Below are 26,584 nucleotides of genomic sequence, written 5' to 3' on the forward strand. Positions count from 1 at the left end.
CTGGTCATGGCCAACCTTGAGCCTAACAGTTGACCTGGTGGCATATCAGTTGTTAGGTTGTCTGGGTCACAGCCCAGCAGGGCGGACCGGCCTTCTAGGCCGCGCCAGCTAACAGCAGAGGAAGCCATCGATGCACAGGAAGCGCCTGCCGTCCGAACTCCAAGGTCCTACTGTTGCCGACCTTGCCGCGATCGAGCGCGAGATGCCGCTGATCGACGCAGAGATCGACCTCGTTGACGCCGAGATCCGAGTGTTGACCGCCGAGGGCGGCCCGTCGCCGCTGGACTGGCGGCGGCTGCGCCGGGCCGAGGCCCGCGTGACCCGTGTCGCCGTCAACCTGGCCGCGCGTCCCGCCGCTCGGAAGGCGGTCGCGTGATGACTCAGGACCTCAAGCGCCTAAAGCGCATCGGGTGGGGCGTCCGTTCGGTGTTCGCCCTCGGTATTGCGGCGTCGCTGGCGGGCAACGTCCTTCACGCCGCCGACAATGTGATCAGCCAAGCGATCTCCGCGTGGTCGCCGGTGGCGCTGCTGCTGGCAGTCGAGCTGATCTCCCGGATTCCGGCCCGTCGCGGCGCACTGTCCGCCGTCCGTCTCGGCGCTACCGCCGTCATCGCGGGCATCGCGGCGTGGGTGTCGTACTGGCACATGGTGGGCGTGGCCATCCGGTACGGCGAGGCCGATTCCTCGGCCTACCTGCTGCCGTTCAGCGTGGATGGTCTGATCGTGGTCGCGTCGATCAGCCTGGTCGAGATCGGCGGCCGGATCCGCACCCTCACCGAGGCCGCATCGGTCAGCGAGCCTGCCCCGGCCCCCGCTGACCTGATCGGGTCAAAGCCGGTCTACACCAACGAGGACGTCTGGGGACCGGAGACGCCTGCCGCACCGGCTCCCACGATCGAGGTCGCTCCGGCTCCGGCGGTCAGGAAGACGCCGGTCAAGCGGGTCACACCGCGCCCGGTGTCGGCCGAGAAGGTCGCCAAGGTTGCCGCCAAGATGCCCGACGCGCCGGTCTCGCAGATCGCCGCCAAGGCCGGTGTCTCGGTCTCGACCGCGCGGCGTCACCTCGCCGCCCTGCGCGTCACCGATGCGTCACCATCTGCCCCGGTACCTGCGGAAACGCCCACTCTCGCCGCCGCCTAGCTCCGCCCGGTGACGCGGCCACCCGCCGCCAAGCAAGCGCCGCGTCACCGGCCCTCCCGACAGCCAACAGACCTCAGGAGAGGCATCCATCATGACTGCCGCGTTCGCCGCTGTCTTCGTCGCCCTGTTCGTCGCTCACCAGGTCGCCGACCACTGGATCCAGACCCAGCACCAGGCCGACTGCAAGGGCCGCCCCGGCTGGCCCGGCCGCATCGCCTGCGCCGCGCACGTCGCCACCTACACGCTGACCGCGCTGGTCGCCCTTGCCGCCCTGGCGCTGTCGACCGACCTGGACGCCAGCCCCGGCAAGGTCGCCACCGGACTTTCGATCTCCGCCGTCACGCACTACATCGCCGACCGGCGCACCCCGCTCAAGCGCCTCGCAGAGCTGACCGGCTCCACGAAGTTCTACGCCCTCGGCTGCCCTCGGCCCGGCCGCGACGACAACCCGTCGCTCGGCACCGGCGCGTACGCCCTCGATCAGTCCTTCCACTACCTGTTCCTGTTCGTCGCCGCCCTCGTGATCGCCGCCTGAGACCGGAGGACAACGCCGTGAACACGCCCATCCCGAACCCCGAGAACTTCGACTGGACCGCCGCTGCGGCCGACGTCGCCGAGGTGGTCGACCTGGACGCTGAGCGCACCCGCCGGGCCGCCGAGTCGGGCACGCACTTCGAGGTGAACCTGGACGAGACCCCGCAGCGCGGCGGGATGCCCGTTGAGCTGCCGCCGGTCGATGCGTCCGGCAAGCGGCCGATTGTGCCGGCCAACTGGTCGACGTGGCCGAACATCCGGCACAGCCTCATGCAGGCGGGCGAGCTGACCGCCTACCGGGCCGGGTTCCACGCCATCCGCGCACCCTGGTACGCCACCCTCGCCACGTTCTGGGCCAGCGTCGGCGCGTTCCGGCTGATCGGCCGCCAGCTCAAGTGGTGGTGGGTGTCGGAGCAGTACGGGCTGCGGCAGGCCGCCGCCGACGCCAACGACCCCGCTATGTGGCTCAAGCTGCACCGCGAGGTCAAGGCCACCCGCATGTGGCGCGGCATCGTGCTCGCCGCTGAGGCCGTCGCGGTGTGCATTGGCGGCCCGGTGCTCTACGCCGTCGCCCCGGTGTGGGCGCTGGTGCTCGCCGTCTGCCTGCTGGTCGCGTTCCTGGCGCACATCGGCCGTCCCGAGGACCGGCGCATCATCACCCCGGCCACCGTCTCGGGCCGCTTCCGCCGGGTGAACCCGGACATCATCCTGCGGGCCTACTACGCCGCTGGTCTCGGGCACCCGGACAAGGCGCACCAGCAGATCGGGTTCGGCTCGACCATGGCCCGTGACGCCTCGGGCACCGGTTCTCAGGTGTCGATCGACCTGCCGTACGGCAAGACGTTCGACGACGCGGTCAAGGCGCGCGGCGCGATCGCCTCGGGCCTGGACGTGGCGGTCTCGCAGGTGTTCATCACCCGCGATCCCAGCTCGCACCGGCGGCACACGCTGTGGGTCGCCGACCGCGACCCGCTCGCCCAGGGCGCGGGCCGCACGCCGCTGCTGCGCTGCAAGCCCACCGACATTTGGCAGCCCGCCCCGTTCGGGCTGGACGAGCGCGGCAACAAGGTGAGCGTCGACCTGATGTGGAACAGCATCCTGATCGGCGCGCAGCCCCGGCAGGGCAAGACGTTCGCCGCCCGGTCCCTCGCGCTATACGCCGCGCTCGACCCGTACGTGAAGCTGACGGTGCTGGACGGCGGCGGCAAGCCGGACTGGCGCAAGTTCTCCCTGGTCGCCGACCGGTACGCGTTCGGCCTGGCGATGACCCGCGACGGCGACCCCGCCGAGATCGCGCTCGAAGCGCTGCGCGAGATCAAGGCCGACGTACAGGACCGCTACGAGCGGCTGTCCAAGCTGCCGGTCGACATCTGCCCCGAGGGCAAGCTGACCCGCGAGATCGCCCGTGACCCGAAGTACCGGATGCCGGTGCGGCTGGTGGTCTTGGACGAGTTCCAGGAGTACTTCGATCTCGGCGACATCAGCAAGGAGATCGCGTCCCTGCTGGTCTACCTGGTCAAGGTCGCCCCGGCGGCCGGTGTCGGGTTCGTTGACGCCACCCAGCGGCCCAGCGGGGTCGGTGGCGGGCAGGTCGCCACGCAGTTCATCAGTTTCCGTGACAACCACCAGGTGCGGTTCTCCCTGCGTACCGGCTCGTGGAACGTCTCCGACCTGGTACTCGGCGCGGGGGCGAACTCCGAGGGCTACGACTCGTCAACGCTGCTGCCCAGCTACAAGGGCGTCGGCATCCTGCGCGGCGCGTCCGACGCCACCCCGACTGTGCGTACGTACCTCGCCGACGCCGACGACGCGGAGAAGATCCTGATCGCCGCCCGCAAGCTGCGCGAAGCGGCCGGGACTCTGTCCGGCATGGCCGCAGGCGAGGACATCGCCCGCGAGATCCGCGACGTGCTCGCCGACGTCCGCAGCGTGATCGAGCGAGGCGAGACCGGCGCGCAGTGGGAAGAGATCGCCGCCCGCCTCGCCGACCGACTGCCCGAAGCGTACTCGGACGTGACCGCCGAGTCGGTCTCGGCTCAGGTCCGGTCGTTCGGTGTACGCAGCGTAGACGTCAAGCGCTCCGGCAAGGCCCTCAAGGGAGCCAAGGCCGACGACATCGACGCCGCGATCGCCCGCCGCAAGGCCGCGTAACCGGTCGCGGCCCGCCCGCGACCGGTCGCGTCACCGCGACTCAACCCGCGACCGGCCTGGTCAGCGCAGACATTGACCGGTCGCGGGTTGCGCCGCCAGCCCTTCACGCCCAAAAACCGCCTCAGGAGGCTCCCTGTGCCTGCCCTCGCCGCGACCGCGACCCCCGAAACCACCATGATCGGCGTACTGGTCCTCACCGCCATGATCGCCACTCTGTGTTACGCCTTCGGCTGCTGGCTCTGGCCGTTCGGAGCCTGCCGCAAGTGCTCCGGCACCGGCACGCGCCGCTCCCCGTTCGGCCGCGCGTTCGGCCTCTGCCGCCGCTGCCACGGCGACGGACGCCGACTGCGCGTCGGCCGCCGGATTATCAACAGCCTGCGCGAGTTGCACGGCAAGGGCACGCGCTGATGGCCGCCCGGACCATGGCCCGGTTCAGCCGGACCGAGACGCCGCACACCAACTGGTGCACCCGCGATCACCGCTGCGGCGTAACCCTGCACCAGGCCCCGGACATCATCGCCGATGGGCCGCTCGGCGGCCGGGCCATCATCACCCGCGTCCGCGCCGCCGACGTCGACTACGCCGAGATCCGTATCCGCGTGCCGCTCAGCCGAACCGAGGACACCGCCCGGCGGCAACTCGGCCTCGCGCTGCACCTGTGCCGCGAGCTGTTGGCCGCCGTCGCCGCGATCCGGCCCGCCGCCCTGCGCGGCCGGGCCGCCGACCGGCCCGCGATCGACCGGAGGGCCGCCTGATGCCGCGAATCCGGGCCGCCTACTTCGATCCCGAGGGCGACCGGTACGGGATCCCCACGTTCTGGTGGCAGGGCGCGCCGGACGGCTACGCCACCCGGCGGCAGCTCACCGCGCGTGGCCTGCGGCCAGGCGGTCAGCCGATCGCCGCGCAGATCCTCTGGCGCGGCGTCGGCGGCACCCGCGTGGCGTACCTCTATCGGCTCGACCTCGCCCGCCCCAAGCGGACCGCCACCCCGGCCCAGCGCCGCGCGATCTCGGCCGCGCTGCATGCCCGCCGGATCTGCCCGACCTGCGGTGAGCTGCGCGGCTACTACATCCCGCGCTCGCTCGGTGAGTGCCTGGACTGCCACGACGGGCGGCCGGGCCGATGACCGGCGGGCACTGGATCGGCGCGAGCAAGGCCCTCGGCCGCCTCGTGTCAGCCGACCTGCCGTACCCGCACATCTGCGACCGGACCGTCGCCGCCGAAGACACCATGTCCGGCCTGCCGTTGCAGGTCACCCGGTGGGAGAAGGCCCGCTACTGCGCCGCGTGCGCCCACGACAAGCACCTCCGCACTCAGCCATCCACACCCGACGCCCGGAGGCCGAAACCCATGCACCGCAACGAATCCCTGCGTGACGTGGCACTCGCCGCCGCCGAACGCGGCTGGCACGTCTTCCCGCTACGGCCCGACGACAAGCGGCCCGCATTTCCCGACCACGTTGCCGACGCCTGCACCGGCCGAGACCCGCGCTGCCGCAACGGACACACCGGCTGGGAAGCTCGCGCCACCACCGACCCTGACCGGATCCGGCGCGGCTGGTCCGAGACCCCGCACGGCGTCGGCATCGCCTGCGGCCCGTCCGGGCTAGTCGTCGTCGACCTGGACGTACGCAAGCCCGACCAGGTCCCGCCGCCCGGTTGCCCGCACCCGGCCGCGACGAACGGCGTTGATGTGTTCGCCGCGCTGTGCAAGGCCGCCGGACAGCCGGTGCCCGACGACACCTATACCGTGACCACGGGCCGGGGCGGCGCGCACCTGTACTTCCGGCACCCGGCCGCCGGGCTGGCCCTGCGCAACACGGCCGGAGAGCGCGGCAACGGCCTCGGCTGGCTGGTCGACACCCGCGCCCATGGCGGCTACGTCGTCGCGGCCGGGAGCACCGTCACGGGCCGCCCGTACATGGTCGCCCGTGACCTGCCGGTCGCCGACCTGCCCGACTGGCTCGCCGAACGCCTCGCCCCCGCGCCGCTACCTGCGCAACGGCCGGTTGTCGTCGACCTGCCGACCGGGCGGGCCGGTGCCTACCTGGACGCTGCGATCGGCCGCCAGCTCGACCACCTGCGGCACGCCGCCGAGGGCGAGCGCAACCACACGCTCTACGTCTCCGCGGTTGCCCTCGGCCAGCTCGCCGCCGGGGGAGCGCTGCCCGTCGACCAGGCCGCCGCGCTGCTCGAAGAGACCGCGCTGTCGATCGGCCTGTCCCGCTTCGAGACGCTGCGCACGATCCGCTCCGGCCTCGCCGCCGGTGCCCGCCGCCCCCGGACGGTGGCCGCATGACCAGCGGGCCATTGAACGTGCTGGAGCTGTTCGCTGGCATCGGCGGTTTGTCCCTCGGATTGCAGCGGGCCGGGATGCGGATCGTCGGCCACGTCGAGATCAACCCGTTCTGCCGAGCCGTCCTGCACAAGCACTGGCCGGAGGTGCCCGCCCATGACGACGTACGCACCGCTATCACCTGGTGGCACTCACGTCCTCGGCCCCGGGTCGATGTCGTCGCTGGTGGCTATCCCTGCCAGCCGGACTCCCAGGCCGGTCCCCGGCGCGGCACCGACGACGAGCGGTGGCTCTGGCCCGAGATGGCCCGCGTCATCCACGCCCTGCGCCCCCGCTACGTCATCGGAGAGAACGTCCTCGGCCACCGCACCCGAGGACTTCGTTTCGTGCTCCGAGACCTCGACCGGCTCGGATACACCGCCCGTGCCGGCGTTGTCCGCGCTTGCGAGATGGGCGCCCCACACCCACGACCCCGCCTGTTCGTCCTGGCCCACACCGACCGCGAGGGACGGGCCGCGCGGCGCTGGCTGGAACCGGCCGGGACGGCCCCTGTCCGAGCGGGCCGGTGGGCCGCTGAACCCCGAGTGGGTCGAGTGGTTGATGGGCTTCCCGGCCGGGTGGACCGAGTTACCGCCCTCGGCAACGCCGTCGTCCCCGCCGTCGCCGAGCACATCGGCCGACTCCTCATCGACCACCACACAGGCAGGTGACCCGATGATCCCCGAACCGAATGAGCGACCCAGTCTGCACGTCGCCGGGCCGGAAGACGTCGCCGAAGTGCTGTCGGCCGAGCAGACACGGCCAGCCCGGATCCGTACGTCCTGGACTGCCGCCGACATCATGGCGATGGAGTTCGCCCCGCCCAAGTGGGCCGTGCCCGGTGTGCTGTCCGAGGGCGTGAACCTGCTCTGTGGCCCGCCCAAGGTCGGTAAGTCGTGGATGTCGCTCGGCCTCGGCCTCGACGTCGCCCTCGGCGGCAAGGCGTTCGGCGCGATCCCGGTCGAGCGCGGCCCGGTGCTGTATCTCGCCCTGGAGGACACCGCCCGCCGCCTGCAAAACCGGCTCGGCAAGGTCCTCGGCCAGCGCAAGGCCCCGGCCGGTCTCACCCTCGCCACCGAGTGCCCGCCGCTGCCGCAGGGCGGCGACCAGGCCATCGCTGCCTGGCTCGACCGCAACCCGAACGCCCGCATGGTCATCATCGACGTGTTCGCCAAGCTGCGCGGCAACTCCGCCCCCGGCGCGTCTGCCTACGACGCCGATTACGCAGCCGTGGGCCGGGCAAAGAAGGTCGCCGACGACTACGGCGTGGCGTTCGTCCTGGTCCATCACGTCCGCAAGGCCGGATCTGACGACTTCCTCACCGAGGTCTCGGGGACCAACGGTCTCGCCGGTGCGGCCGACGCGACCCTCGTGCTCAAGCGGGCGCGAAACCAGGGTGACGGCGTGCTGCACGTGACCGGCCGCGACGTAGACGAGAACGAGTATGCCCTGACGTTCGACCCGGCCGCCGGGGCGTGGCAGATGCTCGACGGCCCGGCCGAGGACCACCAGGTCGGCGAGACGCGCGCGACGATCCTGCGCTTCCTGCGGACCACCCCCGGCAGTACGCCCAAGGTCATCGCCGAGGGGGTCGGCCTCGCCTACGACAACGTCAAGCGGACCTGTCAGCGGATGCTCGCCGACGGGCAACTCGCCGCCGACACCGGCGGCCGGTACCGAGTCCCCGGTGTCCCCCCTGTCCCCCAACCCGCCCTGAGCAGGGAAAACAAGGGGGACACCTCGGAGACAGCCGGACTCTGGCCGTGACCCTGCCGAACATGCTGAAACAGGGACGTAGATGGCTGTTTCAGCACAGACCCGTACGAAGACCCAGGATGCCCGAGATCTTGGCTCAGCGTGGCTCTCAGCGGGCCGCCGTACGGCTCTTTGCCAACGCGGCCCGCCAGCCCTCCACGGAACCGCCCCGCCGCCAGAGAGGCCGTCACCGGCGCTCTCAACGCCTTGCCGAACCACCCCTGATAGGCCGCACTGCCCGGAAAGGACACCCGATGGCTAAGCGGATCACCCAGAACGCGCCGGTTCTGACGCTGCCCGCCGAGTTGCTGACCATCGAAGAAGCCGCAAGCCGCATCGGCATGAGCGTGCGCTACGTGCGCCGCGCCGTCGCCGAGCGACAGATCGCGTTCCACCGCCTCGGCCGGTCGATCCGGATCGACCCCGCCGACCTGGCCGCATTCGTTCACGCCGGACGAGTCGAGCCGATGACCGCAGAGACCGTCTGGCGCGGATTGAGGAGTGTCGCCTGACCATGGCCAACCAAGAGGGACACCGCCGATTCGGCAACATCCGTAAGCGCGAGTCCGGCCGCTACCAGGCTCGCTACCCCGGCCCGGACGGGCGGATGCGCTCCGCACCGCAGACGTTCGCCCGCAAGCCCGAGGCCGAAAAGTACCTGTCGCTGATCGAGGCTCAGATGATGCGGGGCGAGTGGATCGACCCTGAACGCGGCAAGATCAGGCTACGCGACTACGCCGAGCGGTGGATCACCGAACGGCCGAACCTGCGGCCCCGGACCGTGCACCTGTACCGCTGGACCCTCGGCAGGCACATCACGCCGCACCTCGGCGACATGCCGCTCAACCGGATCGACACGCCCATGGTCCGCGAGTGGCGGGCACGGCTGCTGGCCGAGGGCGTGTCGGTAACCATGGCCGCCAAGGCGTACCGGCTGCTGCGCGCGGTCCTGATGACCGCCGTCAAGGAGGACGAACTGATCAGGGTCAACCCGTGCCGCGTCGTTGGTGCCGACCAGGAGAAGCCCGCAGAGCGGCCGGTCCTCACCGTTCCGCAGATCTTCGCGCTGGCCGAGCGGATGCCTGAGCGCTTCCGGGCGCTGATCTTGGTCACCACGTTCGGGTGCCTGCGGTGGGGCGAGGCGGTCGCCCTGCAACGCTGCGACATCGACCTAGCGGCTGGCACGGTGCGGGTGCGACAGGCGTTCGTCGAGCACCGGGGTACCGGCCTGATTCTCGGCCCGCCGAAGTCGCGGGCAGGCGCGCGAACCGTTGCCCTGCCCAAGGCGGCCCTGCCTGTGCTGAAACAGCACATGAGCAGTCACGTCGGCGAGGAACCCGAGGCGTTCGTGTTCACCGGCGAGAGCGGCCGAAACCTCTGGCGCGGCAACTTCAACAAGCTGGTCAAGTGGCCCGATGTGGTCGCTTCCGTGGGTGTGCCTGGTCTGCACTTTCACGACCTGCGGCACACCGGCAACACGCTCGCGTCGCGGGCACCAGGGGCGAGCCTGCGCGACATCATGGCGCGGATGGGGCACGACAGCCCGCGTGCCGCGCTGATCTACCAGCACGCCAACCGGGAGGCCGACCAGGGCATCGCCGACGCGATCGACAAGGCGGTCAAGGCTGCCCGACGCAAGCCGAGCAAGCGCAAGGTCAAGCGGGTTGCCGAGGGCGACGGACCGGCCGCCGAGGCGAGCTAATGGCCCACTAATGGCCCATCCCTGTTTCAGCATGACCTAGAACCACGGAAGCCCTGGCGGGACATCGGTCCTGACCAGGGCTTCCGTGCGTGGAGCGGGTGACGGGAATCGAACCCGCACTGTCAGCTTGGGAAGCTGATGTTCTGCCATTGAACTACACCCGCAGGCGAAGTCACTCTACCCGAGCCCGCCACGCTGATGCATCCAGGGCTCCACCCCGCACGCTGCGCGTCGCGGTCGGTGCGAGGCAGCAGGATCCCAGAAGTTGCTGCGTCGCGGCGGGCCGGAGGCAGCAACATCCCCGAAAGTGCGTGGATCTTGGAGTCGGGGCGAGGGCGGCCGGGCGGGGCGGCCGGGCGAGAAGTTTCATCGACGCAACATATGGCCATGTTCAAATCTGTCTATGGGTTGTAACGTCTGCCCCACGTTTTCCGCACGGCGCGACACAACCCCCGGTCGCGTCGCCAGAAAGAGGTGGGCTTATGGGACTGCGTCCCGTCCTGCTGAACCGGCGCATGGCCGGCATCGCATCGACGTCATTCGCCCTGGTGCTCGGCGTGGCCACGGTCGGCCTGCTGCCGGCCGCCACCACGACCGCGAGCCCGGTGGCGGCCGCTGCCACCGCCGACGAGGTGTGTGCGGATCCGACGGGCACCCTGGCCCGGGCCAAGGGTGGCAGTGCCGTCGAGCACGATCCGAACCAGCTGACCCTCGCCCAGGTGCACCAGCGTGAGGCGGAGTTCGCCGACATCCTGCAGGAGCGAGCCAAGCGAGTTGGTCAGCGTACGCTGACCACGCAGGCAGCGGCGGCCTCGGTCACCATCCCGGTGGTGGTGCACGTGATCCGCCGCGACACGACCCGGGCCGGCGGGAACATCCCCGACTCGATGATCCAGTCGCAGATCAACGTGCTGAACCAGTCGTTCAGTGGAGCGACGGGTGGCGCCGCCACCGCCTTCGCGTTCCAGTTGCAGAGCATCAACCGGGTGACCAACTCGTCGTGGTACCCGATCCGGCAGGGCTCGACGGCCGAGCGACAGATGAAGACCCAGCTGCGTCAGGGCAACAAGGCGACGCTCAACATCTACCTCGGCGCGCTCAGCAACAACCTGCTCGGCTGGGCGACCTTCCCGCAGAACAGCCTGAACGTGATGGACGGCGTGGTCGTGCTCAGCGAATCGCTGCCCGGCGGCACCGCCACCAACTACAACCAGGGCGACACCGGCACCCACGAGGTCGGCCACTGGCTGAACCTCTACCACACCTTCCAGGGCGGCTGCTCGGGCAGCGGCGACCAGGTCGGGGACACCCCCGCCGAGGCCTCACCGGCCAGCGGCTGCCCGACCGGCCGGGACACCTGCTCCAGCTCGGGCCTGGACCCGATCACCAACTTCATGGACTACTCGTACGACGGCTGCATGTACCAGTTCACCTCGGGACAGGCCACCCGCATGATCAACGCCTGGAACGCCTACCGCGCGGCATAGTGCGTTCGCGGTGACGCGTACCGCCGGTGCCGGCTCCGTCCCACGGAGCCGGCACCGGTGTGTCCGGGGGCTCAGGCGGCGCGGCGGTGGTGCCGCCCGGAGTGGGCCGGCAGCGGGCGGGTGGCCTGAGGTGTCGCGGCGGCCGGATCGAGCCAGACCTGGACGGCCGGCCGGGACGCCAGCTCGCTCGGCCCGGCGACCGACTGCTCGCGTCGGGCCAGCATCGCGACGTCGACGGTGAACTCGAAGAGACGCCAGTCGGCGTGCGGCGCGGCCCGGGCCGCCAACGCCAGCCGGGCGACTGTGGCGTCGTCCGTCACGGGGCGGGCTCGCCCGGCGACGTAGGCCTCGTCGTCACTCTCCTCCGGCGGGAAGGAGTGCAGCGCGTACCGGCCGTCCCGCTCCAGGTCGCGCCGCTTCGGTGAGTCGATCACGAAGCAGTAGAGACCGTGGTCGGTGATCACCGGCGAGACCGGGTGCACCCGGGGCCCGCCGTCGGCGCGGACCGTGGCCAGGTAGCCGAAGCCCGGGCCGTACTGCTGCATGAGAAGGCGGATCCCGTCGGCGAGTCGAGGCTCGTCAGCGGCGAATTCGGACCAGGAAGCCATGTCGACATCCTATCGAACACACGTTCGAAGCGGGTAGCCCGACACGCCTGTCACAAACCGGCAGCTATGGTGTGGCGATGCTGCTCTCCGACCGCGACCTGGTCTCCGAGATCAAGGCGGGCACCCTGGCGCTCGACCCCTTCGAGCCCACCCTGGTGCAGCCCTCCAGCATCGACGTACGTCTGGACAAACTGTTCCGGGTCTTCAACAACCACCTCTACACCCACATCGACCCGGCCACCCGGCAGGACGACCTCACCTCGGCCGTGGAGGTGCCCGACGGTCAGGCCTTCGTGCTGCACCCGGGCGAGTTCGTGCTCGCCTCCACGCTTGAGGTCATCTCGCTGGGCGACCAACTCGCCGGCCGGCTCGAAGGCAAGTCCAGCCTGGGTCGACTCGGCCTGCTCACCCACTCCACCGCCGGCTTCATCGACCCCGGCTTCTCCGGTCACGTCACCCTGGAGCTGTCAAACGTGGCCAACCTGCCGATCACCCTCTGGCCGGGCATGAAGATCGGCCAGCTCTGCATCTTCCGGCTCTCCTCGCCCGCCGAGCACCCGTACGGATCGGCCGTCTACGGCTCCCGCTACCAGGGTCAGCGCGGCCCGACGCCGAGCCGAGCCTGGCAGAGCTGGCGCACCTGGCCCACCCGCTGACCTCGCGGCGGGCAACGAAGATCGGGCCCGGTGCGGTAGCGAACAGCCACCGCACCTGACGCCGCGCTAGCCGGGCCGGCCGAAGCTGTGCACCGGGCTGCTGTCGATCCGCTTCATCTTGACCGGCTGACCCGCCCGGGAGGCGTGCACCACCCAGCCGCCACCGACGTACATGCCGACGTGGTGCAGGTCCCGGTAGTAGAAGACGAGGTCACCGGGACGCAGCGCGCCCCGGCTCACCGATGCGGTGACCCGACGCTGCCGCGCCGCGTTGTGCGGTAGCGAGACACCCGCCCGCGACCACGCCGCCAGCATCAGCCCGGAACAGTCGTACGCGTTCGGCCCCTCGGCGCCCCAGGAGTACGGCTTGCCGATCTGGGCGCAGGCAAAGGTGACAGCCTCACCGGCCGGTCCTCCGGGATACCTGGCCGGGCAGGGGGCCGGCCGCAGCGGCCCGCCGCCCCCGCTGCCGTACGCCCGCAGCCGGAGCCGCTGCAACCTGTCGATCTCGGCGTCGATCTGACGCCGCTTCTCCGCGAGCTCGGCCTCGGTGCGGGTGAGCTGGCCGATGGTGCGCTCCAGCCCGGCCTTGGCAGCGACGAGTTCGTCGCGCAGCTCGCTCGCGTGCCGTACGTCCCGCTGCTGGAACCGGGCGTAACGGTCGAGCAGGCCGAGTTGCTCGACGACCTCGCTCGGCGACCGGCTGCCGAGCAGCGTGTTGACCGCTCGCACCTGCTCACCCTTGTACGCGCTGGCCGCGAGCTTGCCCACCCGGTCCAACGCCTCGTCCACCTGGCGTTGCAACGGGGTGATCCGGGCGGCCAGCGCGTCCGCCTCCCGCCGCTTGCCGGCCAGATCCTGCCGAGTGGCGTTGTGCTGCTCGATGACGGGTTCGAGCCGGTTCCAGTCCTCGTCGATGCGGCGCTCGATGTCGGCGACCGTCGGGTCGGCCCAGGCCGCCGCCACGCCGCCGGTGAGCATCACGGCGGTCGCGGTCAGGGCGGCAGGTATGCAGCGGTACCAGCGGAAGCGCGGCGCGGCCGTCGGTCGGTCGGGCATCCCCGGCCGCGGTGACGGTGGCCGCGGGGCATGGTGTGCCACCGGGCTCAGTACTCCCTCTCTCCGGACCGCCTACCGGGCTGGAGGGACGGGCAACAGGAGTGGAGTGCGGTGTGTCCCGCTCCACCTGCCTGTTGTCGGTCTCTCTCGGCTGACGGGTTCGGGCGGGAGGGGACGCCCTACCGCGACGACTCGCGGATTCACCCCGGGCACCTGGGCACCCGGCTCGCTCATGAGCGACTCGGCGGTGTCGGACCGTTACCGCCCGGGTGGGCGGAGCTGTCAGCGGGCCGACGATTGACCAGCGTAGGGACGATCGGCGTCGATACGCAACACAACCGCACCATCACTGTGGGTGCTGACATCCGACAATGACGAAGGCCCCCGTCGACTTGACCGGGGGCCTTCGGACGCTCCTGCGCGTCCGCTCAACGGACGCTTGTGGTGACTCAGCCGGGTCGGCGGAAGCCGGCGACCGGCATTGTCGTGATCGGCGAGACGTTCACCGGCTTGCCGGCGCGAGCCGCGTGCACCATCTGGTTGTTACCCAGGTAGATGCCGACGTGGCTCACATCGCTGCGGAAGAAGACCAGGTCACCTGGGCGCGCGTCGGACCGGGAGACGGCCTTGCCCTCGTTCCACTGGGCACCCGTGAAGTGGGTCAGGTAGATGCCGGCGGCCTTGTACGCGTACTGGGTCAGCCCGGAGCAGTCGAACGAGTTCGGCCCGGTGGCACCCCAGACGTACGGCTTGCCGACCTGTGCGCAGGCCGTCTTGATGGCGGTCCGGGCAGCCGCGCTGACCACGTCCTTGATGGTCGGGCAGTTGGTCGTCTTCACCACGGTCACCGGCAGCGACTTCTCCAGCCGCTTGATCTCGGCGTCGATCTGCTTCTTCTTCGCCGCCAGCTGCTTTTCCTTCGCCTCCTGGTCGGCGATCAGACCGTCGAGCTTGGCCTTCTGGTCGTCGTACTTCTTGCGGATCTTCATGACGCCCTCGAGCTCGCGGCGCTCCTGCGAAGCGAGCCGGTCGAGCAGGGCCATCTGCTCCCCGATCTCGTCGGGCTTCGCGTTGAGCAACACGACACCGATCTCCTGGGAGGGGCCGGTGATGTAGTAGCGGGAGGCGAGGTCGGCCACCCGGTTCATCGCCAGCTCGGTCTCCAGAGCCAGCGGCTGGATCTTCTTCTCCAGGCTCTTCGCCTTCTGCCGGTTGACCTTCAGCTGGGCGCGCACCTTGTTGTACTGCTCGATCGTGGGTTCCAGCTTCTGCCACTGCTTGTCGATCTGTGCCTCGATCTCCTCGACCGAGGGAGCGGCGTACGCGGGGGCGGCGAGCAGGCCGGCACCGACGGCAGCGGCAGCGACGAGGACGACCAACCCACGCGCGGCCCTGCGCAGGCCGCCCGCACGGGATCGTCCCGGTGCGTGACGATGGAGGGGCATGGTTGCCACCGGGGGCGTCTCCTTTGCAACCGACCACCGGGCGTCCCGCGAGCGGGTTAGAGGCGGGATCAGACGACCCACGGCGGTCGGTGCCTCACATTAGGGAAGGCACGGTGGGGAAATCAAGGCGACCAACGGCTCATTCACCTTTGCGCGACGGTACGCACACAAAGGGTGTCGATCAATTCGTTCCAGTTACCTACGTCAATTTAAAACAGGGCGGGGCGGCACCGGTGAAGGTGCCGCCCCGTACGGTGCGTACGCGCCGGTCAGCCGACCACGGACGGGCTCTCCTCGGCGCCACCGACCCGCTCGGGCTTGACCGACCGGAGCAGCACACTTGCCACGTCGATGACCTCGACCTGCTCTCCAGCGCCCTTGCCATTCACCCCGTCGGTGAGCATCGTCGAACAGAACGGACAGCCGACGGCGACCGTCCTGGCCCCGGTGGACATGGCCTCTTCGACCCGGTCCACATTGATCCGCTTGCCGATCCGCTCCTCCATCCACATCCGGGCGCCACCGGCACCGCAGCAGAAGGAGCGCTCGCTGTTGCGCGGCATCTCGGTCAGCTCACCCTCGATCGCGCTGCCGAGCACCTCACGTGGCGGGGCGAAGACCCGGTTGTGCCGCCCGAGGTAACACGGGTCGTGGTAGGTCACGCCGCCGTCGACCGGCTGCACGGGGGTGAGCTTGCCGGTGGCGACCAGGTGCGCCAGCAACTGGGTGTGGTGCACCACCTCGAACTCACCGCCAAGCTGGCCGTACTCGTTGCCCAGCGTGTTGAAGCAGTGCGGGCAGGTCGCGACGATCTTCCGCTTGGCCTTCTCCCGCCCCTCGAACGCCTCGTTCAGGGTCTCGACGTTCTGCTGGGCGAGCATCTGGAAGACGAACTCGTTGCCGATCCGTCGGGCCGGGTCGCCGGAGCAGGTCTCCCCCTCGCCGAGGATGGCGAAGGAGACACCCGCCTCGTTGAGCAGGGTCGCGACGGCCCGGGTGGTCTTCTTCGCCCGGTCCTCGAACGCACCGGCGCAGCCCACCCAGAAGAGGTACTCGAAGTCCTCCACCTCACCGACCCGGGGCACCTCGAAGTCGAGGCCCTTGGTCCAGTCCTCCCGGGTGTTCTGCGGTGCGCCCCACGGGTTGCCCTTGTTCTCCAGGTTGCGCAGCATCACGCCGGCCTCGGAGGGGAAGCTGGACTCGATGAGCACCTGGTAGCGGCGCATGTCGACGATGTGGTCGACGTGCTCGATGTCCACCGGGCACTGCTCCACGCAGGCACCGCAGGTGGTGCAGGACCAGAGCACGTCGGGGTCGATGACACCGCCGGCCTCGGCGTCGCCGATCAGCGGCTTCTCCGCCTCGGCGAGGGCCAGCACGTCGACGTGGGCGAGTTGCGCGGCGGTGGCCTTCTCCTCGCCGGTGAGATCCTTGCCACCACCGGCCAGCAGGTAGGGCGCCTTGGCGTACGCGTGGTCGCGCAGGCTGAGCACCAGCAGCTTCGGCGACAGCGGCTTTCCGGTGTTCCACGCCGGGCACTGCGACTGGCAGCGACCGCACTCGGTGCAGGTGCTGAAGTCCAGCAGCCCCTTCCAGGTGAACTGCTCGACCTGGGCGACGCCGAACTGGTCCTTCTCCGGGTCGGCCTCCTCGAAGTCGAGCGGCTTGCCGTCGCTCATCATGGGCCGCAGCGCGCCGAGGCCCGAGCCGGCCGCACCCGGCCGGCGCTTGAAGAAGATGTTGGGGAAGGCCAGGAAGCGGTGCCAGGCGACGCCCATCGTCACGTTCAACGAGATCACGATGACCCAGGCCATCGAAATCGAGATCTTGATGAGCGCGGCGACGCTGACGCCGGACTCCCAGCCCGGTAGCAGGGCACCGACCGCGTGACTGAGCGGGGTAGCCCAGGTGGGGTACTCGAAGTGGTCGGTGGCCACCTTGAAGCCACGGATCACGAAGCCCATGACCAGTACGGCGAGGACGACGGCCTCGACGAAGTAGCCCTGCCACATGGTGGAGCCGGTGAACCGCGACCGGCGTCCCGCCCGGTTCGGCCGGTTCGCCAACCGGATCGCGATCAGGACGACGATGCCGATGGCGCCCAGAATGCCGATCCACTCGGTGACCAGCCCGTAGAGCGTCCAGGAACCGATGAGCGGCAGCCCGCCGGTCGGCGACACCACCTCGAAGTACGCCTCAAGCACCAGCAGCGACAGCACGATGAAACCGACCATCACGAACCAGTGCGCCGCGCCCACCACGCTCCAGCGGAGCATCCGGGTGTGCCCGGCGGTCTCCGCCAGCATGGTCCTGGTGCGGCTGGCCTTGTCGCCGGAGCGGGTCGGATCGGGCTGACCCAGCCGGATCACGGCCAACATCTTCGAGACCGCGCGTACCGCTAGCCACACCGCAACGGCGGTGATGGCGGCCGCGAGGATCGTGGTGACGATCTGGACGCTGCCCATCGAGTTGGCCTCCCGGTCTGCTGCCTGTCGAGCGGCTCGGCGACCGGGGCGTCGGTGCGATCGCGGACCCGACGCCGCCGCACCTCAACCTGATCGGTCGATGACCTCGCTCCGCTCGGTCATGCAGTGCAGCCTACGCGCAAGGTTACCCAGCAGTAACGTGAGTCATCTCGCACCCGGGGCCACGCTGCCCTGCGCACACCTTAGGAGGCCGTCGGCTCCACCGCGCGGGCGGGCCGCCGGTGGAGCCGGACAGTCACGGGGCGATCGGGCTGCGGATCAGCGCCAGCGGGAGAGCACGATCAGCGAGGCGACCATCGCGCCGAAACCGACAGCCAGGTTCCAGTACCCCAGCTCCATGACCGGGTACTCCTGCTCGGAGAGGTAGTAGACCACCAGCCAGCCGATCCCGAAGACGATCAGCGACACCGCCAGAACCGGCAGCCACATCGGGCTGGGCTTGTTGGTGGCCGCGGTCGTCGCCGTGGGGCGGACGTCCGTAGGCGGGGTGTACACCTTCTTCTTGCGGACCTGAGACTTGGGCACGGCGCTCTCCAGAGGGGTTACGACCTCGTCCGGCCTGACAACCGGGCGCGAGGGCGACGGTCCATGGCCAATAATGTTCGACAGCTAGCGTAGTCCGGAAGACCCGTCCGATCCACGAATGAGGCGAGACCGGTACCGGGCAGCACCGGAAAAACAGAGCAGGACGCTGTCGCTCCGGCCCGCACCGGGCGGCGTCGAAGCACAACGACGAGGGGGACTGGCCCGTGGAGTACACGTCCGGCGCAGCGTCGTGGCAGAAGGCGCTGCGACGACTCGTCGCCGGGCTGCTGCCCGGGCGGCCACGTCAACGACGGCCGTTCTGGTCGGTCGGCGTGCCGCTGATCGCCCTCGCGGCGGGTCTGCTCTTCACCACGACGGCCACCACGGCGGGCGGCACCGCCCTGCGCGAAGACCGTCGGCCCCAGCTGACCGAGCTGATCGAGGATCGCCGCGCGCAGGTGGCGGCGAACGAGGAGCGGGCCGCCGCCCTACGCGGGGAGCTGGAGAGCCGGACGGCCGTCCTCGCCAACTCCGACGGCCCGATCCGGGAACAGCAGCAACGGGCCGATGCCAGTCGGGCCGACGCCGGCTTCACCGCACTCACCGGTCCCGGGCTTACCGTCGAGCTCAACGACGCGCCGCAGCTCAGCAATCTGCCCGAAGGGGCCACCAACGACGACCTGGTCGTCCACCAGGGCGACGTACAGGCGGTGGTCAACGCGCTCTGGGCCGGCGGCGCCGAGGCGATGTCAATCATGAACGTGCGCGTGCTCGCCACCAGCGCGGTACGCTGCGTGGGTAACACCCTGCTGCTGCACGGGCGGGTGTACTCCCCACCTTTCAAGATCGTCGCAATTGGCGACCCCGCCGCACTCCGGCAGGCCCTCGCCGTTTCCGAGGGAGTCCGGTGGTTCAGGGACGCGGTCGACAACTACCAGCTCGGCTACTCAGAGACCCCCGGCACCGTCACGGTGCCCGCCTTCGAGGACTCCACCACCCTGCGTTCGGCGACGGTGCCGGCGGTGCCGCAGTGAGCCCGCGGTGAGCCCGCACTCCGACGGTCGGCACCGCGACCAGACCGACGAGCCGACCGCCTTCCTGCCCAAGGTCGACCGGGCAGAATCCACGAGCGCCCGGTCCGCAGCAGCCTGGCCCGACCCGGTGCTGCCCACCCGGTCCGGGCCGTCCCAGGCGCCGCACGATCCGACGCCGGCCGCAGCTCCGCGTCCGACCGACCAGGCTCCTGCCGGTGGTCGGGCATCGGACGGGCAGCGACCGACCAACTCCGGCCGCTTCGACGGCGCCGCCGAGGCCAGCTCGCCCGCCGGTTCCGGCCGGTGGGACACACCGCCGGCAGCGGATCCGACTTCCCGCACCACGGCCGCGCCCGCCGCACCGACCGGCTGGAACGCGGCCCCGGGACCGGAGCGGGCCAGCACGCCGCCGGTCGACCGCCGGGGTGCCAACGGCCAGGAGCAGCCGATCGCACCCGCCGGGCGTTGGGACACCGCACCGCCCACGGACCAGCGGGCGAACCAGTGGGACGCTCCGGCCAGCACCGGTCGTACCGCCAACCAGTGGGACCCGGCACCGGGCGCGGCACATCCCGGCCGCACGGCGAACCAGTGGGATGCCGCGCCCGACCCGGGTCGTGGCACCGCCGGCCAGCAGCAGAGCGCCGGGAACAACGACCAGTGGCACGGCGTACCCCTGCCGTCGGGTCAGCCGGACATTCCGGTGGGGCCGACGCCGTGGCGCGGCGCATTCCAGCCTTCCCGGGGCGCGGGTGACACCGCGCAGCCGGGCAACGCTCGGCCCGGCAGCGCGGAGCCCGGTCACGCCGGATCCGGTGACCCGGGCGTCACGGGTGCCCCGGGTCAGCCCGGGCGGACCGCCCCGGCCGACCCCGCCCCCCGGCCCGGCACCGGCGCGGCGAACGGCACCCCGCCGCCCTGGCCCGGCGCCCAACCGCCCGGTCCGACCGGAGCTGCGCCGGCGAGCAGCGGTGCTACCTGGCCCAACGGCCAACCGACGAAGCCGCCCGGTGGGGCCGCTCAACCCGCCGCCCTGCGTCCGGCCATGCCGCCGCCCGGTCAGTCACCGCAGCCCTCGCAACCGACACCGGCTCCGCAGTTCGGGGCACCCTACGGCGAGCCCGCGCCGCGTCCCGGCTCCGGGCCGGCCGGCCCCGCCGCGCCGGCACCACAGGCACCACGTCCCGGCTCCGGGCAGCCTGCTTCCGCAGCTCCGGCACCACAGGCGCCACGTCCCGCGTCCGGGCAGTCGGCTACCGCAGCGCCGGCACCGCACCCGCCGCGTCCCGGTTCCGGGCAGGTCGGCCCCGCTGCGACGGGACCGTACGCACCACACCTCGGGCCGGCGGGCACCAGCGGCCCGGCCGCGCCGCCGGCACCTCCCGGGCAGCCGGGGCCGACCGGTCCGGCAGCCCAGCCGCCACATCTCGGCCAGGCGGGCCAGGACGGGCGGACGGTGCACGCGAACCACGCACCCGGCCAGGGCGACTGGTCCGGCGAGGGGCCGACCGCGTTGATTCCGAAGGTCGGCGGCATGGCCGGCCCGGCGGCCGGCGGCCGTGGGACGGAGCCGACCAGGGCGGGGCAGGCCACGAACGGGCAGCCCCTCACCGGCCCGGTCACGGACCGTCCGGTCACCCCGACCGGCCCAGCCCCGGGCCAGCAGGCCCGGCCGACAGCCGCCGCTCAGCCGACGGCCCCGGGGCAGCCGGCCGGGCCGAGCCGAGCGGCCGACCCGGGTGCCACAGCCGTCATTCCGGCGGTCACCGGGGCCCGACCGGGTGGTTCGCCGGTACTTGACTCGACCGCCCTGATGGGGGCCGTACCTCGGCCGCCAAAGGTCGACGAGCCGTCCGACGACGCCGACCAGCCCGCCGAAGCACCGAAGCCGCGGCGCGGCGACCGGGTGGTGCAGTTGCGCCCCCACCAGACGGGCGAGGGCTACAAGAGCGTCTACTCGGAGCTGACCCGTCCGTCGTTGTGGTCCCGGGTACGCACAGGTCTCCGGTTCAGCGGCGAGCTGCTGATCACGTTCGGCCTGGTGGTGCTGCTCTTCGCCGGCTACGAGATCTGGGGCAAGTCGGCGATCGTGGACGCGCACCAGGGCGAGCTGAGCGAGCAACTGGCCCAGGCGTGGGCACCCGAACCGGCGACGGACCCGACGGTTTCGGCGTCAGCCAGCCCGTCCGCCAAGCCGAAGCCAGCGGTACAGGGCACGCCGATCGCCGGCCTCTACATTCCGAAGTTCGACAAGGAATGGATCGTGGTCGAGGGCGTCGGCCAGCAGGACATCCGGTACGCGCCAGGCCACTACCCGGACAGCGCCGGGCCGGGCCAGGTGGGCAACTTCTCCGTGGCCGGGCACCGCAACCGGGCCACCTTCTGGCGACTGGACGAGTTGCGCAAGGGTGACCCGATCCTGGTCGAGGGCCGCAACGACTGGTACGTCTACCAGGTCACCGAGAGCCTGATCGTCAAACCGACGCAGGTCGAGGTGGTGGCCCCGGTGCCGGGCCGGCCGGGCGAGAAACCCACGAAGCGGATGCTGACCCTGACCACCTGCAACCCGAAGTTCGACAACTACGAACGGTTGATCATTCACGCCGAGTTGACGCGTACCCAGCCGAAGGCCGAGGGACGCCCGGCGGAGCTGGGGACCTGACCATGTACGCCTGGATCTGGCGCAAGCTGCCCTACGGGCTGCCCGGCAAGCTCGTCGGCAGCCTGGTACTGGCCACCACGATGGTGGCGCTGCTGTGGTACGTGGTGTTTCCCTGGGCGGAACCGCTGCTGCCCTTCGACGACGTGCAGGTCACCCAGGAGGACTCCGGCGTGCCGGGCGCACCCGATGGTGACCTCGGCCCCGGGGACGAGGGCGCGGTCGACGACGCCCCACCGGGCGACGAGCACGACCTGCCGTACGACACCGACCGGAACAACACCCCGCCGCCGGACGAGGACGAGTGAGCCCGATGCGCGTCCTGGTGATCGACAACTACGACTCGTTCGTCTTCAACCTGGTGCAGTACCTCGGCCAGCTCGGCGTGGAGTGCGAGGTACGACGCAACGACGAGATCGAGGTGGCCGAGGTCGGTCGGGTCGGTGCGGCCGGCGTCCTGCTCTCGCCGGGTCCGGGCACGCCCGACCGCGCGGGCATCTGCCTCGACGTGATCCGCGAGTACGCCGGCGAACTGCCGATCTTCGGGGTCTGCCTGGGTCACCAGGCCATCGGCGAGGCGTTCGGCGCGACGGTCACCCGCGCTCCGGAGCTGCTGCACGGCAAGACCTCGGAGGTCCGCCACGACGGCACCGGCGTCCTCGCCGGGCTGCCCGACCCCTTCACCGCTACCCGATACCACTCGCTCGCCGTGCTGCGGGAAACCCTGCCGGCCGAGCTTGAGGTGACCGGCTGGACCGCCTCCGGGATCGTGATGGCGATGCGGCACCGCACCCTGCCGATCGAGGGCGTCCAGTTCCACCCCGAGTCGGTGCTCACCGAAGGTGGTCACCTGATGCTGGCCAACTGGCTCGCCGCCTGCGGTCACCCGGAAGCGCTGGAACGCGCTCCGGAACTGGCCGCCGAGGTCGACGCCCGCCGCCGCGCCGCCTTCGCCACGACCTGAGGTCAGGGTTTCGACGTCGTCGCGTCGGTCCCCGGGCCGCCAGGAGTGTGACGTCACGTCGACAGCCGTGGCGCGCTGCGGCGGCCCCCGACGAGGGAGGTCACTGACCCGAGCATCGGGCCGGACCGAGCCCCCGGCGGTCAGCGGGCCAGCGCGTCGGAGATGGCGGGATCGGCGGGTGATGTGACGGCCGGTGGCCTGTCGCGGACGGCGTCCCAGGCCGCCTTGCCGCTGGCCAGGTAGTCCCGCGCCGCCTTGCGCACCAGCAGGCCGTTGCCGCAGCCCGAGCAGCGGGCGGTCACTCCGTCGGCGTCGATCCCGACGTGCCGGCAGAGCGTCACCGCCCGGGACAGGTGGTAGGACTGGGTGACGATCAGGGCCCGCTCGATCCCGTACACCTGGCGGGCGCGTAGGCAGCTGTCGTACGTGTCCAGCCCGTGCGGGTCGGCGACCACGTGCCGCGGATCGACACCGAGCCGCTCGGTCAGGTGAGCGGCCATGATCGCCGGTTCGTCGCCGGACTCGCCGGCACCGTCACCCGAGACGAGCACCACCCGGGCCCGGCCGCTGCGGACCAGTTCGGCGGCGGTCTCCAGGCGGCCGGACAGCCGGACGCCCGGTTGCCGCCCGTCCTCGGTCACTGCGGTACCCAGAACGATCACCACGTCGGCGGCCGGTGCCTCGGTTGCCGCGTGGACGTGGCCGAGCGCACCGGTGGTCGTCCAGAGCCAGGGCAGGCTGGCGGCCAGCAGCGCGACAAGCGCCGGCACGGCCAGCCGGAGCAGACGTCGCCGCCGACGCCTCGCCAGGTCGACAGGCGGGGTCGACCCCGTCACTCCTCACCGAGGCGGAACGGGGTGAAGGACGGCAGGATCCCGCCACCGTCGCCACCCCCGCCGTCGTCGTCATCATCCGGCGGCGGGGTGGTCGGCGGCGTGCTGGTCGGCGGCGTCTGGGACGGCGGGTCCGGGTCCTCCGGCTCCTCGACCGACACGATGATCTTCACCGTGCTGCCCTTGGTGCGCTCGGTGTTGGCGTTCGGACTCTGGTCGACCACTCGTCCGGCCTGATCGGCGGGGACCTCCGGACCAAGATCGGTGTCGACCTCGAAGCCGGCGCGTTCCAGCGTGCGCTTGGCCTCCGCCTGAGGCAGGCCGACCACCGACGGCACCGCCACGACGTTGCCCTTGGAGACGGTAAGGATGACCTCGGTGCCCTCCGCGACCTTCTCCCCGGAGGGCGGGGAGACCTCCAACACCTGGCCTTCGGTGGCCGAGTTGTTTGCCTGCTCGACCTTGACATCAAGATTGAGGTTCTTGAGCTGCGTCTCAGCGCTCTCGCGGGTGCTGCCGACGAGGCCGGGCGGAATTTCCACCTCCGGCTTGCCGCCGCAGATGCGTACGGTCACCGTGCTGTTCGGTGCGATCCGCTCACCGGGCGCTGGGGACTGGTTGGTGACCGTCCCCTCCTTGCAGTCCGAGGTGAACTCCGGATCACCGAGTGCCGGCACGAAGCCGTCCCGCTCGATCTGGGCGAACGCGTCGGCCCGGCTCAACCCGGTCACCGTCGGCACCGGAGCGTCCTGCGGGTCGTCCCGCTGATTCAGCAGCAGCGCGGCGACAAGCGCGATCACCGCGAGCACGCCGAGCGCGGCGAACGTCGCGATCAGCCAGGACGACGCCTTGCGCTGGCGCGGGTCGCCCACCCGGGCGGGGATCTGGTGGGTCTGCGTCGCACCCCCCGACGGGTACCCGGGGCGGCCGGCCGCGGCCATCGCCACGGTCTCGTCCTCGCGCATCACCGGGGTCGCCATCACCGGGCGGCCGGCTGCCGCGCGGAGCAGATCCGCCCGCATCTCCCCGGCGCTCTGGTAGCGGTTGAGCGGGTTCTTCGACAGCGCCTTGAGCACTATCGCGTCGACAGCCGGGTTGACGTCCGGGTTCAGGTCGCTCGGGGTCGGCGGCGCTTCCCGCACGTGCTGGTACGCGACACTCACCGGGCTGTCGCCGACGAACGGCGGATGCCCGCAGACCAGCTCGAAGAGCACACAACCGGCGGCGTAGACATCGGAGCGGGCGTCGACCGCCTCGCCACGGGCCTGTTCCGGGGAAAGGTACTGCGCGGTGCCGATGACCGCGCTCGTCTGCGTCATCGTGGTGGCACCGCTGGCCAACGCCCGGGCGATGCCGAAGTCCATCACCTTGACCTGGCCGGTCTGGGTGAGCATCACGTTGCCCGGCTTGATGTCGCGGTGGATGATGCCGTGCCGGTGGCTGAAGTCGAGGGCGGCGCAGATGTCGGCGGAGATCTCCAGCGCCCGCCGGGGTTGCAGCCGGCCCTCGGCGCCGAGCACCTCCTTCAGCGTGCGCCCGTTCACGAACTCCATCACGATGAACGGCAGCGTCTCGCCGGTCGGCGCCTGCTCCTCGCCGGTGTCGTAGACGGCGACGATGGCGGGGTGGTTGAGGGAGGCCGCGTTCTGCGCCTCCCGCCGGAAACGCATCTGGAAGGTGGCGTCCCGGGCCAGGTCGGTGCGGAGCATCTTGATCGCGACGTCCCGACCAAGCCGCAGGTCACGACCGCGATGCACCTCGGCCATGCCGCCGTACCCGAGCAGCTCGCCGACCTGGTACCTGCCACCGAGCAGGCGGGCCTGCGCTGTCATCGCGTCTGTCGTCCTTCGCTCGTCGTCGTCTCGTCGCCGCCCGGTCGGGGCTGATCCAGTCGACGGTACGCCGTACCGGCCGGATCGTCTCGCCCGTCGGGCCGCAGCGCGTCGGACGTCACCGTTCGCACGGAAACGCCCCCCGGCGTACCTGCGCCGAGGTTGTTCCGCAGTTGGTAGGAAATCACGCCGGAGCAGATAAGGACCAGTGCGCCAAGCATGATGGCCAGGAAGACCATCCCGGATCGTGACCGTCGAGGCACCGGGCGTGACGGTCCGGGCTGCGGAGCGTACCCGGGTGGGACGGTTGCCGCGCCACGCGGATACCCGGTGGCGGCCGGCGCCACAGTGGTGGGACGGTGCGGGGCCATCGGCGGCCGGGCCTGTGGGTGGCCCGGCGGCGGCCGGTGCCCCACGGCCTGCGGGTGCGCGGGGGCCGGTGAGTGCGGGGCCGCGACCGGACGCGGTGGCTGCGGCGGCGGGACCTGTGCCCGGCCCGGAGCCGGCGAGGCCGGCGCGGCGGAGATCGGTGCGGCCTGACCGCCCGCCCGGGCCTGCCGGGACAGCGCCGTCTTCAACTGTCGCGCCACGCCGGCCAGCGCGGCGGCGCTCGGCCAGCGCTCCTTCGGGTCCTTCGCCAGCGCCCGCTCGACAAGCGCGCGAACCTGGGGCGGGATGTCGGAGGGCAACGGCCGGGGCGTCTCCCGGACGTGCCGCATCGCGATGTCGAGGGGGTTGTCACCCTCGAACGGTCGCCGGCCGGCGAGGCACTGGTAGGCCACCACACCCAGCGCGTAGACGTCGGAGGCGGGGGTGGCGACCTGGCCGGTGGCCTGCTCCGGCGAGATGTAGGACGCGGTGCCGAGCACCGATCCGGCCGCGGTGAGCTGCCCGACCAGGTCCGACCGGGCGATGCCGAAGTCGGTGAGCACAAGCGTGCCGTTGGGGCGGACCAGCAGGTTGCCGGGCTTCACGTCCCGGTGCACGATGCCCTTCACGTGCGCGGCGTGCAGCGCGTCCGCGGCCTGGGCGACGAGCGCCATGGTCCGCGCCGGGGTGAGCCGGCCGACCCGGCTCAGCGTGGCCGAGAGCGGGTCACCCTCGACGTACTCCATCACCAGGAAGGCGATGTGCTGGTCGTTGCCGAAGTCGTAGACGTCGACCACACCCGGGTGGTTGATCGTCGCCATGGTGCGGGCCTCGCCACGGAACCGCTCGGCGAACCCGGGATCGTCAAGCAACGCCGGGAGCAGGCTCTTGACCGCCACCGTACGGCCGAGCACCTGGTCGGTGCCGCGCCAGACGTCACCCATGCCACCGCTGGCGATCCGCTCGTCGAGCCGGTAGCGGTTACCGAGCTGCACCCCCGGGCTGAGCATG

General features: G+C 71.1%; 26 protein-coding genes, 1 tRNA gene and 1 riboswitch. Of the genes, 18 read left to right on the top strand and 9 right to left on the bottom strand.

All coding sequences use genetic code 11. From position 1 onward, the window contains the following. Window positions 1-130: 130 nt before the first annotated feature. The 12 genes from CLT74_RS21340 (at window position 131) to CLT74_RS21395 (ending at window position 9,616) form a co-directional block, all read left to right on the top strand. Window positions 131-376, top strand: a complete 246-nt coding sequence (locus CLT74_RS21340; protein ID WP_099848253.1) for a DUF6284 family protein — start codon at window positions 131-133, stop codon at window positions 374-376. Beyond that, a complete protein-coding gene (locus tag CLT74_RS21345; RefSeq protein WP_099848255.1) occupies window positions 376-1,140 on the top strand; it encodes a DUF2637 domain-containing protein in 765 nt (254 codons plus the stop codon). Before CLT74_RS21340 ends, CLT74_RS21345 begins: the two co-directional genes overlap by 1 nt. A 91-nt stretch (window positions 1,141-1,231) precedes the next feature. Then, on the top strand, window positions 1,232-1,675 hold the full coding sequence (locus tag CLT74_RS21350; protein ID WP_099848257.1) for a DUF3307 domain-containing protein: 444 nt from the start codon (window positions 1,232-1,234) through the stop codon (window positions 1,673-1,675). Between the two features lie 17 nt (window positions 1,676-1,692). Further along, window positions 1,693-3,825 carry a cell division protein FtsK gene (locus CLT74_RS21355; protein WP_099848259.1) on the top strand — a complete coding sequence of 711 codons (2,133 nt, stop codon included), beginning with the start codon at window positions 1,693-1,695 and terminating at the stop codon, window positions 3,823-3,825. Between the two features lie 135 nt (window positions 3,826-3,960). Beyond that, window positions 3,961-4,233, top strand: a complete 273-nt coding sequence (locus CLT74_RS21360; RefSeq protein ID WP_099848260.1) for a hypothetical protein — start codon at window positions 3,961-3,963, stop codon at window positions 4,231-4,233. Beyond that, window positions 4,233-4,580, top strand: coding sequence for a hypothetical protein (locus tag CLT74_RS21365; protein WP_099848262.1), 348 nt, complete (start codon window positions 4,233-4,235; stop codon window positions 4,578-4,580). Before CLT74_RS21360 ends, CLT74_RS21365 begins: the two co-directional genes overlap by 1 nt. After that, complete coding sequence (locus CLT74_RS21370) at window positions 4,580-4,951, top strand: RRQRL motif-containing zinc-binding protein (RefSeq protein WP_099848264.1); 372 nt, start codon at window positions 4,580-4,582, stop codon at window positions 4,949-4,951. The genes CLT74_RS21365 and CLT74_RS21370 overlap by 1 nt, the downstream gene beginning before the upstream one ends. Then, window positions 4,948-6,123 carry a bifunctional DNA primase/polymerase gene (locus tag CLT74_RS21375; protein WP_099848266.1) on the top strand — a complete coding sequence of 392 codons (1,176 nt, stop codon included), beginning with the start codon at window positions 4,948-4,950 and terminating at the stop codon, window positions 6,121-6,123. Before CLT74_RS21370 ends, CLT74_RS21375 begins: the two co-directional genes overlap by 4 nt. Continuing rightward, window positions 6,120-6,830 (top strand): DNA cytosine methyltransferase, encoded by a 711-nt coding sequence (locus CLT74_RS21380; RefSeq protein ID WP_099848268.1) that lies wholly within the window; start codon window positions 6,120-6,122, stop codon window positions 6,828-6,830. The genes CLT74_RS21375 and CLT74_RS21380 overlap by 4 nt, the downstream gene beginning before the upstream one ends. Before the next feature lie 4 nt (window positions 6,831-6,834). Continuing rightward, window positions 6,835-7,926 (top strand): ATP-binding protein, encoded by a 1,092-nt coding sequence (locus tag CLT74_RS21385; RefSeq protein ID WP_099848270.1) that lies wholly within the window; start codon window positions 6,835-6,837, stop codon window positions 7,924-7,926. A 242-nt stretch (window positions 7,927-8,168) separates the two neighbouring features. Beyond that, a complete protein-coding gene (locus tag CLT74_RS21390) occupies window positions 8,169-8,426 on the top strand; it encodes an excisionase family DNA-binding protein (RefSeq protein ID WP_020609109.1) in 258 nt (85 codons plus the stop codon). A gap of 2 nt (window positions 8,427-8,428) precedes the next feature. Beyond that, window positions 8,429-9,616 carry a tyrosine-type recombinase/integrase gene (locus CLT74_RS21395; protein WP_099848272.1) on the top strand — a complete coding sequence of 396 codons (1,188 nt, stop codon included), beginning with the start codon at window positions 8,429-8,431 and terminating at the stop codon, window positions 9,614-9,616. Window positions 9,617-9,706: 90 nt separating this feature from the next. On the opposite strand, the gene CLT74_RS21400 is transcribed toward CLT74_RS21395, so the two are convergent. After that, a tRNA-Gly gene (locus tag CLT74_RS21400) sits at window positions 9,707-9,780 on the bottom strand. A 318-nt stretch (window positions 9,781-10,098) separates the two neighbouring features. On the opposite strand from CLT74_RS21400, the gene CLT74_RS21405 reads away from it, so the two are divergent. After that, window positions 10,099-11,103 carry a zinc metalloprotease gene (locus CLT74_RS21405; RefSeq protein ID WP_099848274.1) on the top strand — a complete coding sequence of 335 codons (1,005 nt, stop codon included), beginning with the start codon at window positions 10,099-10,101 and terminating at the stop codon, window positions 11,101-11,103. 71 nt (window positions 11,104-11,174) lie between these two features. Here CLT74_RS21405 and CLT74_RS21410 read toward each other — a convergent pair whose 3' ends face one another. Further along, window positions 11,175-11,711, bottom strand: a complete 537-nt coding sequence (locus CLT74_RS21410) for a pyridoxamine 5'-phosphate oxidase family protein (protein WP_099848277.1) — start codon at window positions 11,709-11,711, stop codon at window positions 11,175-11,177. A gap of 77 nt (window positions 11,712-11,788) precedes the next feature. Between CLT74_RS21410 and dcd the strand changes: the two genes are divergently transcribed. After that, window positions 11,789-12,367, top strand: coding sequence for a dCTP deaminase (gene dcd, locus CLT74_RS21415; RefSeq protein ID WP_099852533.1), 579 nt, complete (start codon window positions 11,789-11,791; stop codon window positions 12,365-12,367). Window positions 12,368-12,433: 66 nt separating this feature from the next. Here the strand turns inward: dcd and CLT74_RS21420 are convergent, their stop codons facing one another. The 4 genes from CLT74_RS21420 to CLT74_RS21435 form a co-directional block, all read right to left on the bottom strand. Next, on the bottom strand, window positions 12,434-13,426 hold the full coding sequence (locus CLT74_RS21420) for a C40 family peptidase (protein ID WP_486582458.1): 993 nt from the start codon (window positions 13,424-13,426) through the stop codon (window positions 12,434-12,436). A 150-nt stretch (window positions 13,427-13,576) separates the two neighbouring features. Next, window positions 13,577-13,642, bottom strand: a riboswitch (cyclic di-AMP (ydaO/yuaA leader). A 233-nt stretch (window positions 13,643-13,875) separates the two neighbouring features. Next, on the bottom strand, window positions 13,876-14,871 hold the full coding sequence (locus CLT74_RS21425; RefSeq protein ID WP_099848281.1) for an NlpC/P60 family protein: 996 nt from the start codon (window positions 14,869-14,871) through the stop codon (window positions 13,876-13,878). A gap of 269 nt (window positions 14,872-15,140) precedes the next feature. Next, window positions 15,141-17,336 carry a (Fe-S)-binding protein gene (locus CLT74_RS21430; protein WP_099848283.1) on the bottom strand — a complete coding sequence of 732 codons (2,196 nt, stop codon included), beginning with the start codon at window positions 17,334-17,336 and terminating at the stop codon, window positions 15,141-15,143. Window positions 17,337-17,615: 279 nt separating this feature from the next. Continuing rightward, window positions 17,616-17,882 (bottom strand): cell division protein CrgA, encoded by a 267-nt coding sequence (locus tag CLT74_RS21435; protein ID WP_099848285.1) that lies wholly within the window; start codon window positions 17,880-17,882, stop codon window positions 17,616-17,618. 224 nt (window positions 17,883-18,106) lie between these two features. On the opposite strand from CLT74_RS21435, the gene CLT74_RS21440 reads away from it, so the two are divergent. From CLT74_RS21440 to CLT74_RS21455, 4 genes are read left to right on the top strand one after another with little or no spacing between them, the layout of a single operon-like run. Next, window positions 18,107-18,916 carry a DUF881 domain-containing protein gene (locus tag CLT74_RS21440; protein WP_099848287.1) on the top strand — a complete coding sequence of 270 codons (810 nt, stop codon included), beginning with the start codon at window positions 18,107-18,109 and terminating at the stop codon, window positions 18,914-18,916. Between the two features lie 7 nt (window positions 18,917-18,923). Continuing rightward, window positions 18,924-21,578, top strand: coding sequence for a class E sortase (locus tag CLT74_RS31480; protein WP_486582460.1), 2,655 nt, complete (start codon window positions 18,924-18,926; stop codon window positions 21,576-21,578). Window positions 21,579-21,580: 2 nt separating this feature from the next. Continuing rightward, a complete protein-coding gene (locus CLT74_RS21450) occupies window positions 21,581-21,883 on the top strand; it encodes a hypothetical protein (RefSeq protein WP_099848289.1) in 303 nt (100 codons plus the stop codon). Window positions 21,884-21,888: 5 nt separating this feature from the next. Further along, window positions 21,889-22,539 carry an aminodeoxychorismate/anthranilate synthase component II gene (locus tag CLT74_RS21455; protein ID WP_099852538.1) on the top strand — a complete coding sequence of 217 codons (651 nt, stop codon included), beginning with the start codon at window positions 21,889-21,891 and terminating at the stop codon, window positions 22,537-22,539. Window positions 22,540-22,679: 140 nt separating this feature from the next. Here the strand turns inward: CLT74_RS21455 and CLT74_RS21460 are convergent, their stop codons facing one another. From CLT74_RS21460 to CLT74_RS21470, 3 genes are read right to left on the bottom strand one after another with little or no spacing between them, the layout of a single operon-like run. Further along, window positions 22,680-23,375: an ElyC/SanA/YdcF family protein gene (locus tag CLT74_RS21460; protein ID WP_099848291.1), complete on the bottom strand. Its 696-nt coding sequence runs from the start codon at window positions 23,373-23,375 to the stop codon at window positions 22,680-22,682. After that, window positions 23,372-25,204 carry a Stk1 family PASTA domain-containing Ser/Thr kinase gene (pknB, locus tag CLT74_RS21465; protein ID WP_099848293.1) on the bottom strand — a complete coding sequence of 611 codons (1,833 nt, stop codon included), beginning with the start codon at window positions 25,202-25,204 and terminating at the stop codon, window positions 23,372-23,374. The genes CLT74_RS21460 and pknB overlap by 4 nt, the downstream gene beginning before the upstream one ends. Beyond that, window positions 25,201-26,583: a protein kinase domain-containing protein gene (locus CLT74_RS21470; RefSeq protein ID WP_099848295.1), complete on the bottom strand. Its 1,383-nt coding sequence runs from the start codon at window positions 26,581-26,583 to the stop codon at window positions 25,201-25,203. The genes pknB and CLT74_RS21470 overlap by 4 nt, the downstream gene beginning before the upstream one ends. Window position 26,584: the final 1 nt, after the last annotated feature.

The sequence above is a fragment of the Verrucosispora sp. CNZ293 genome (assembly GCF_002754655.1).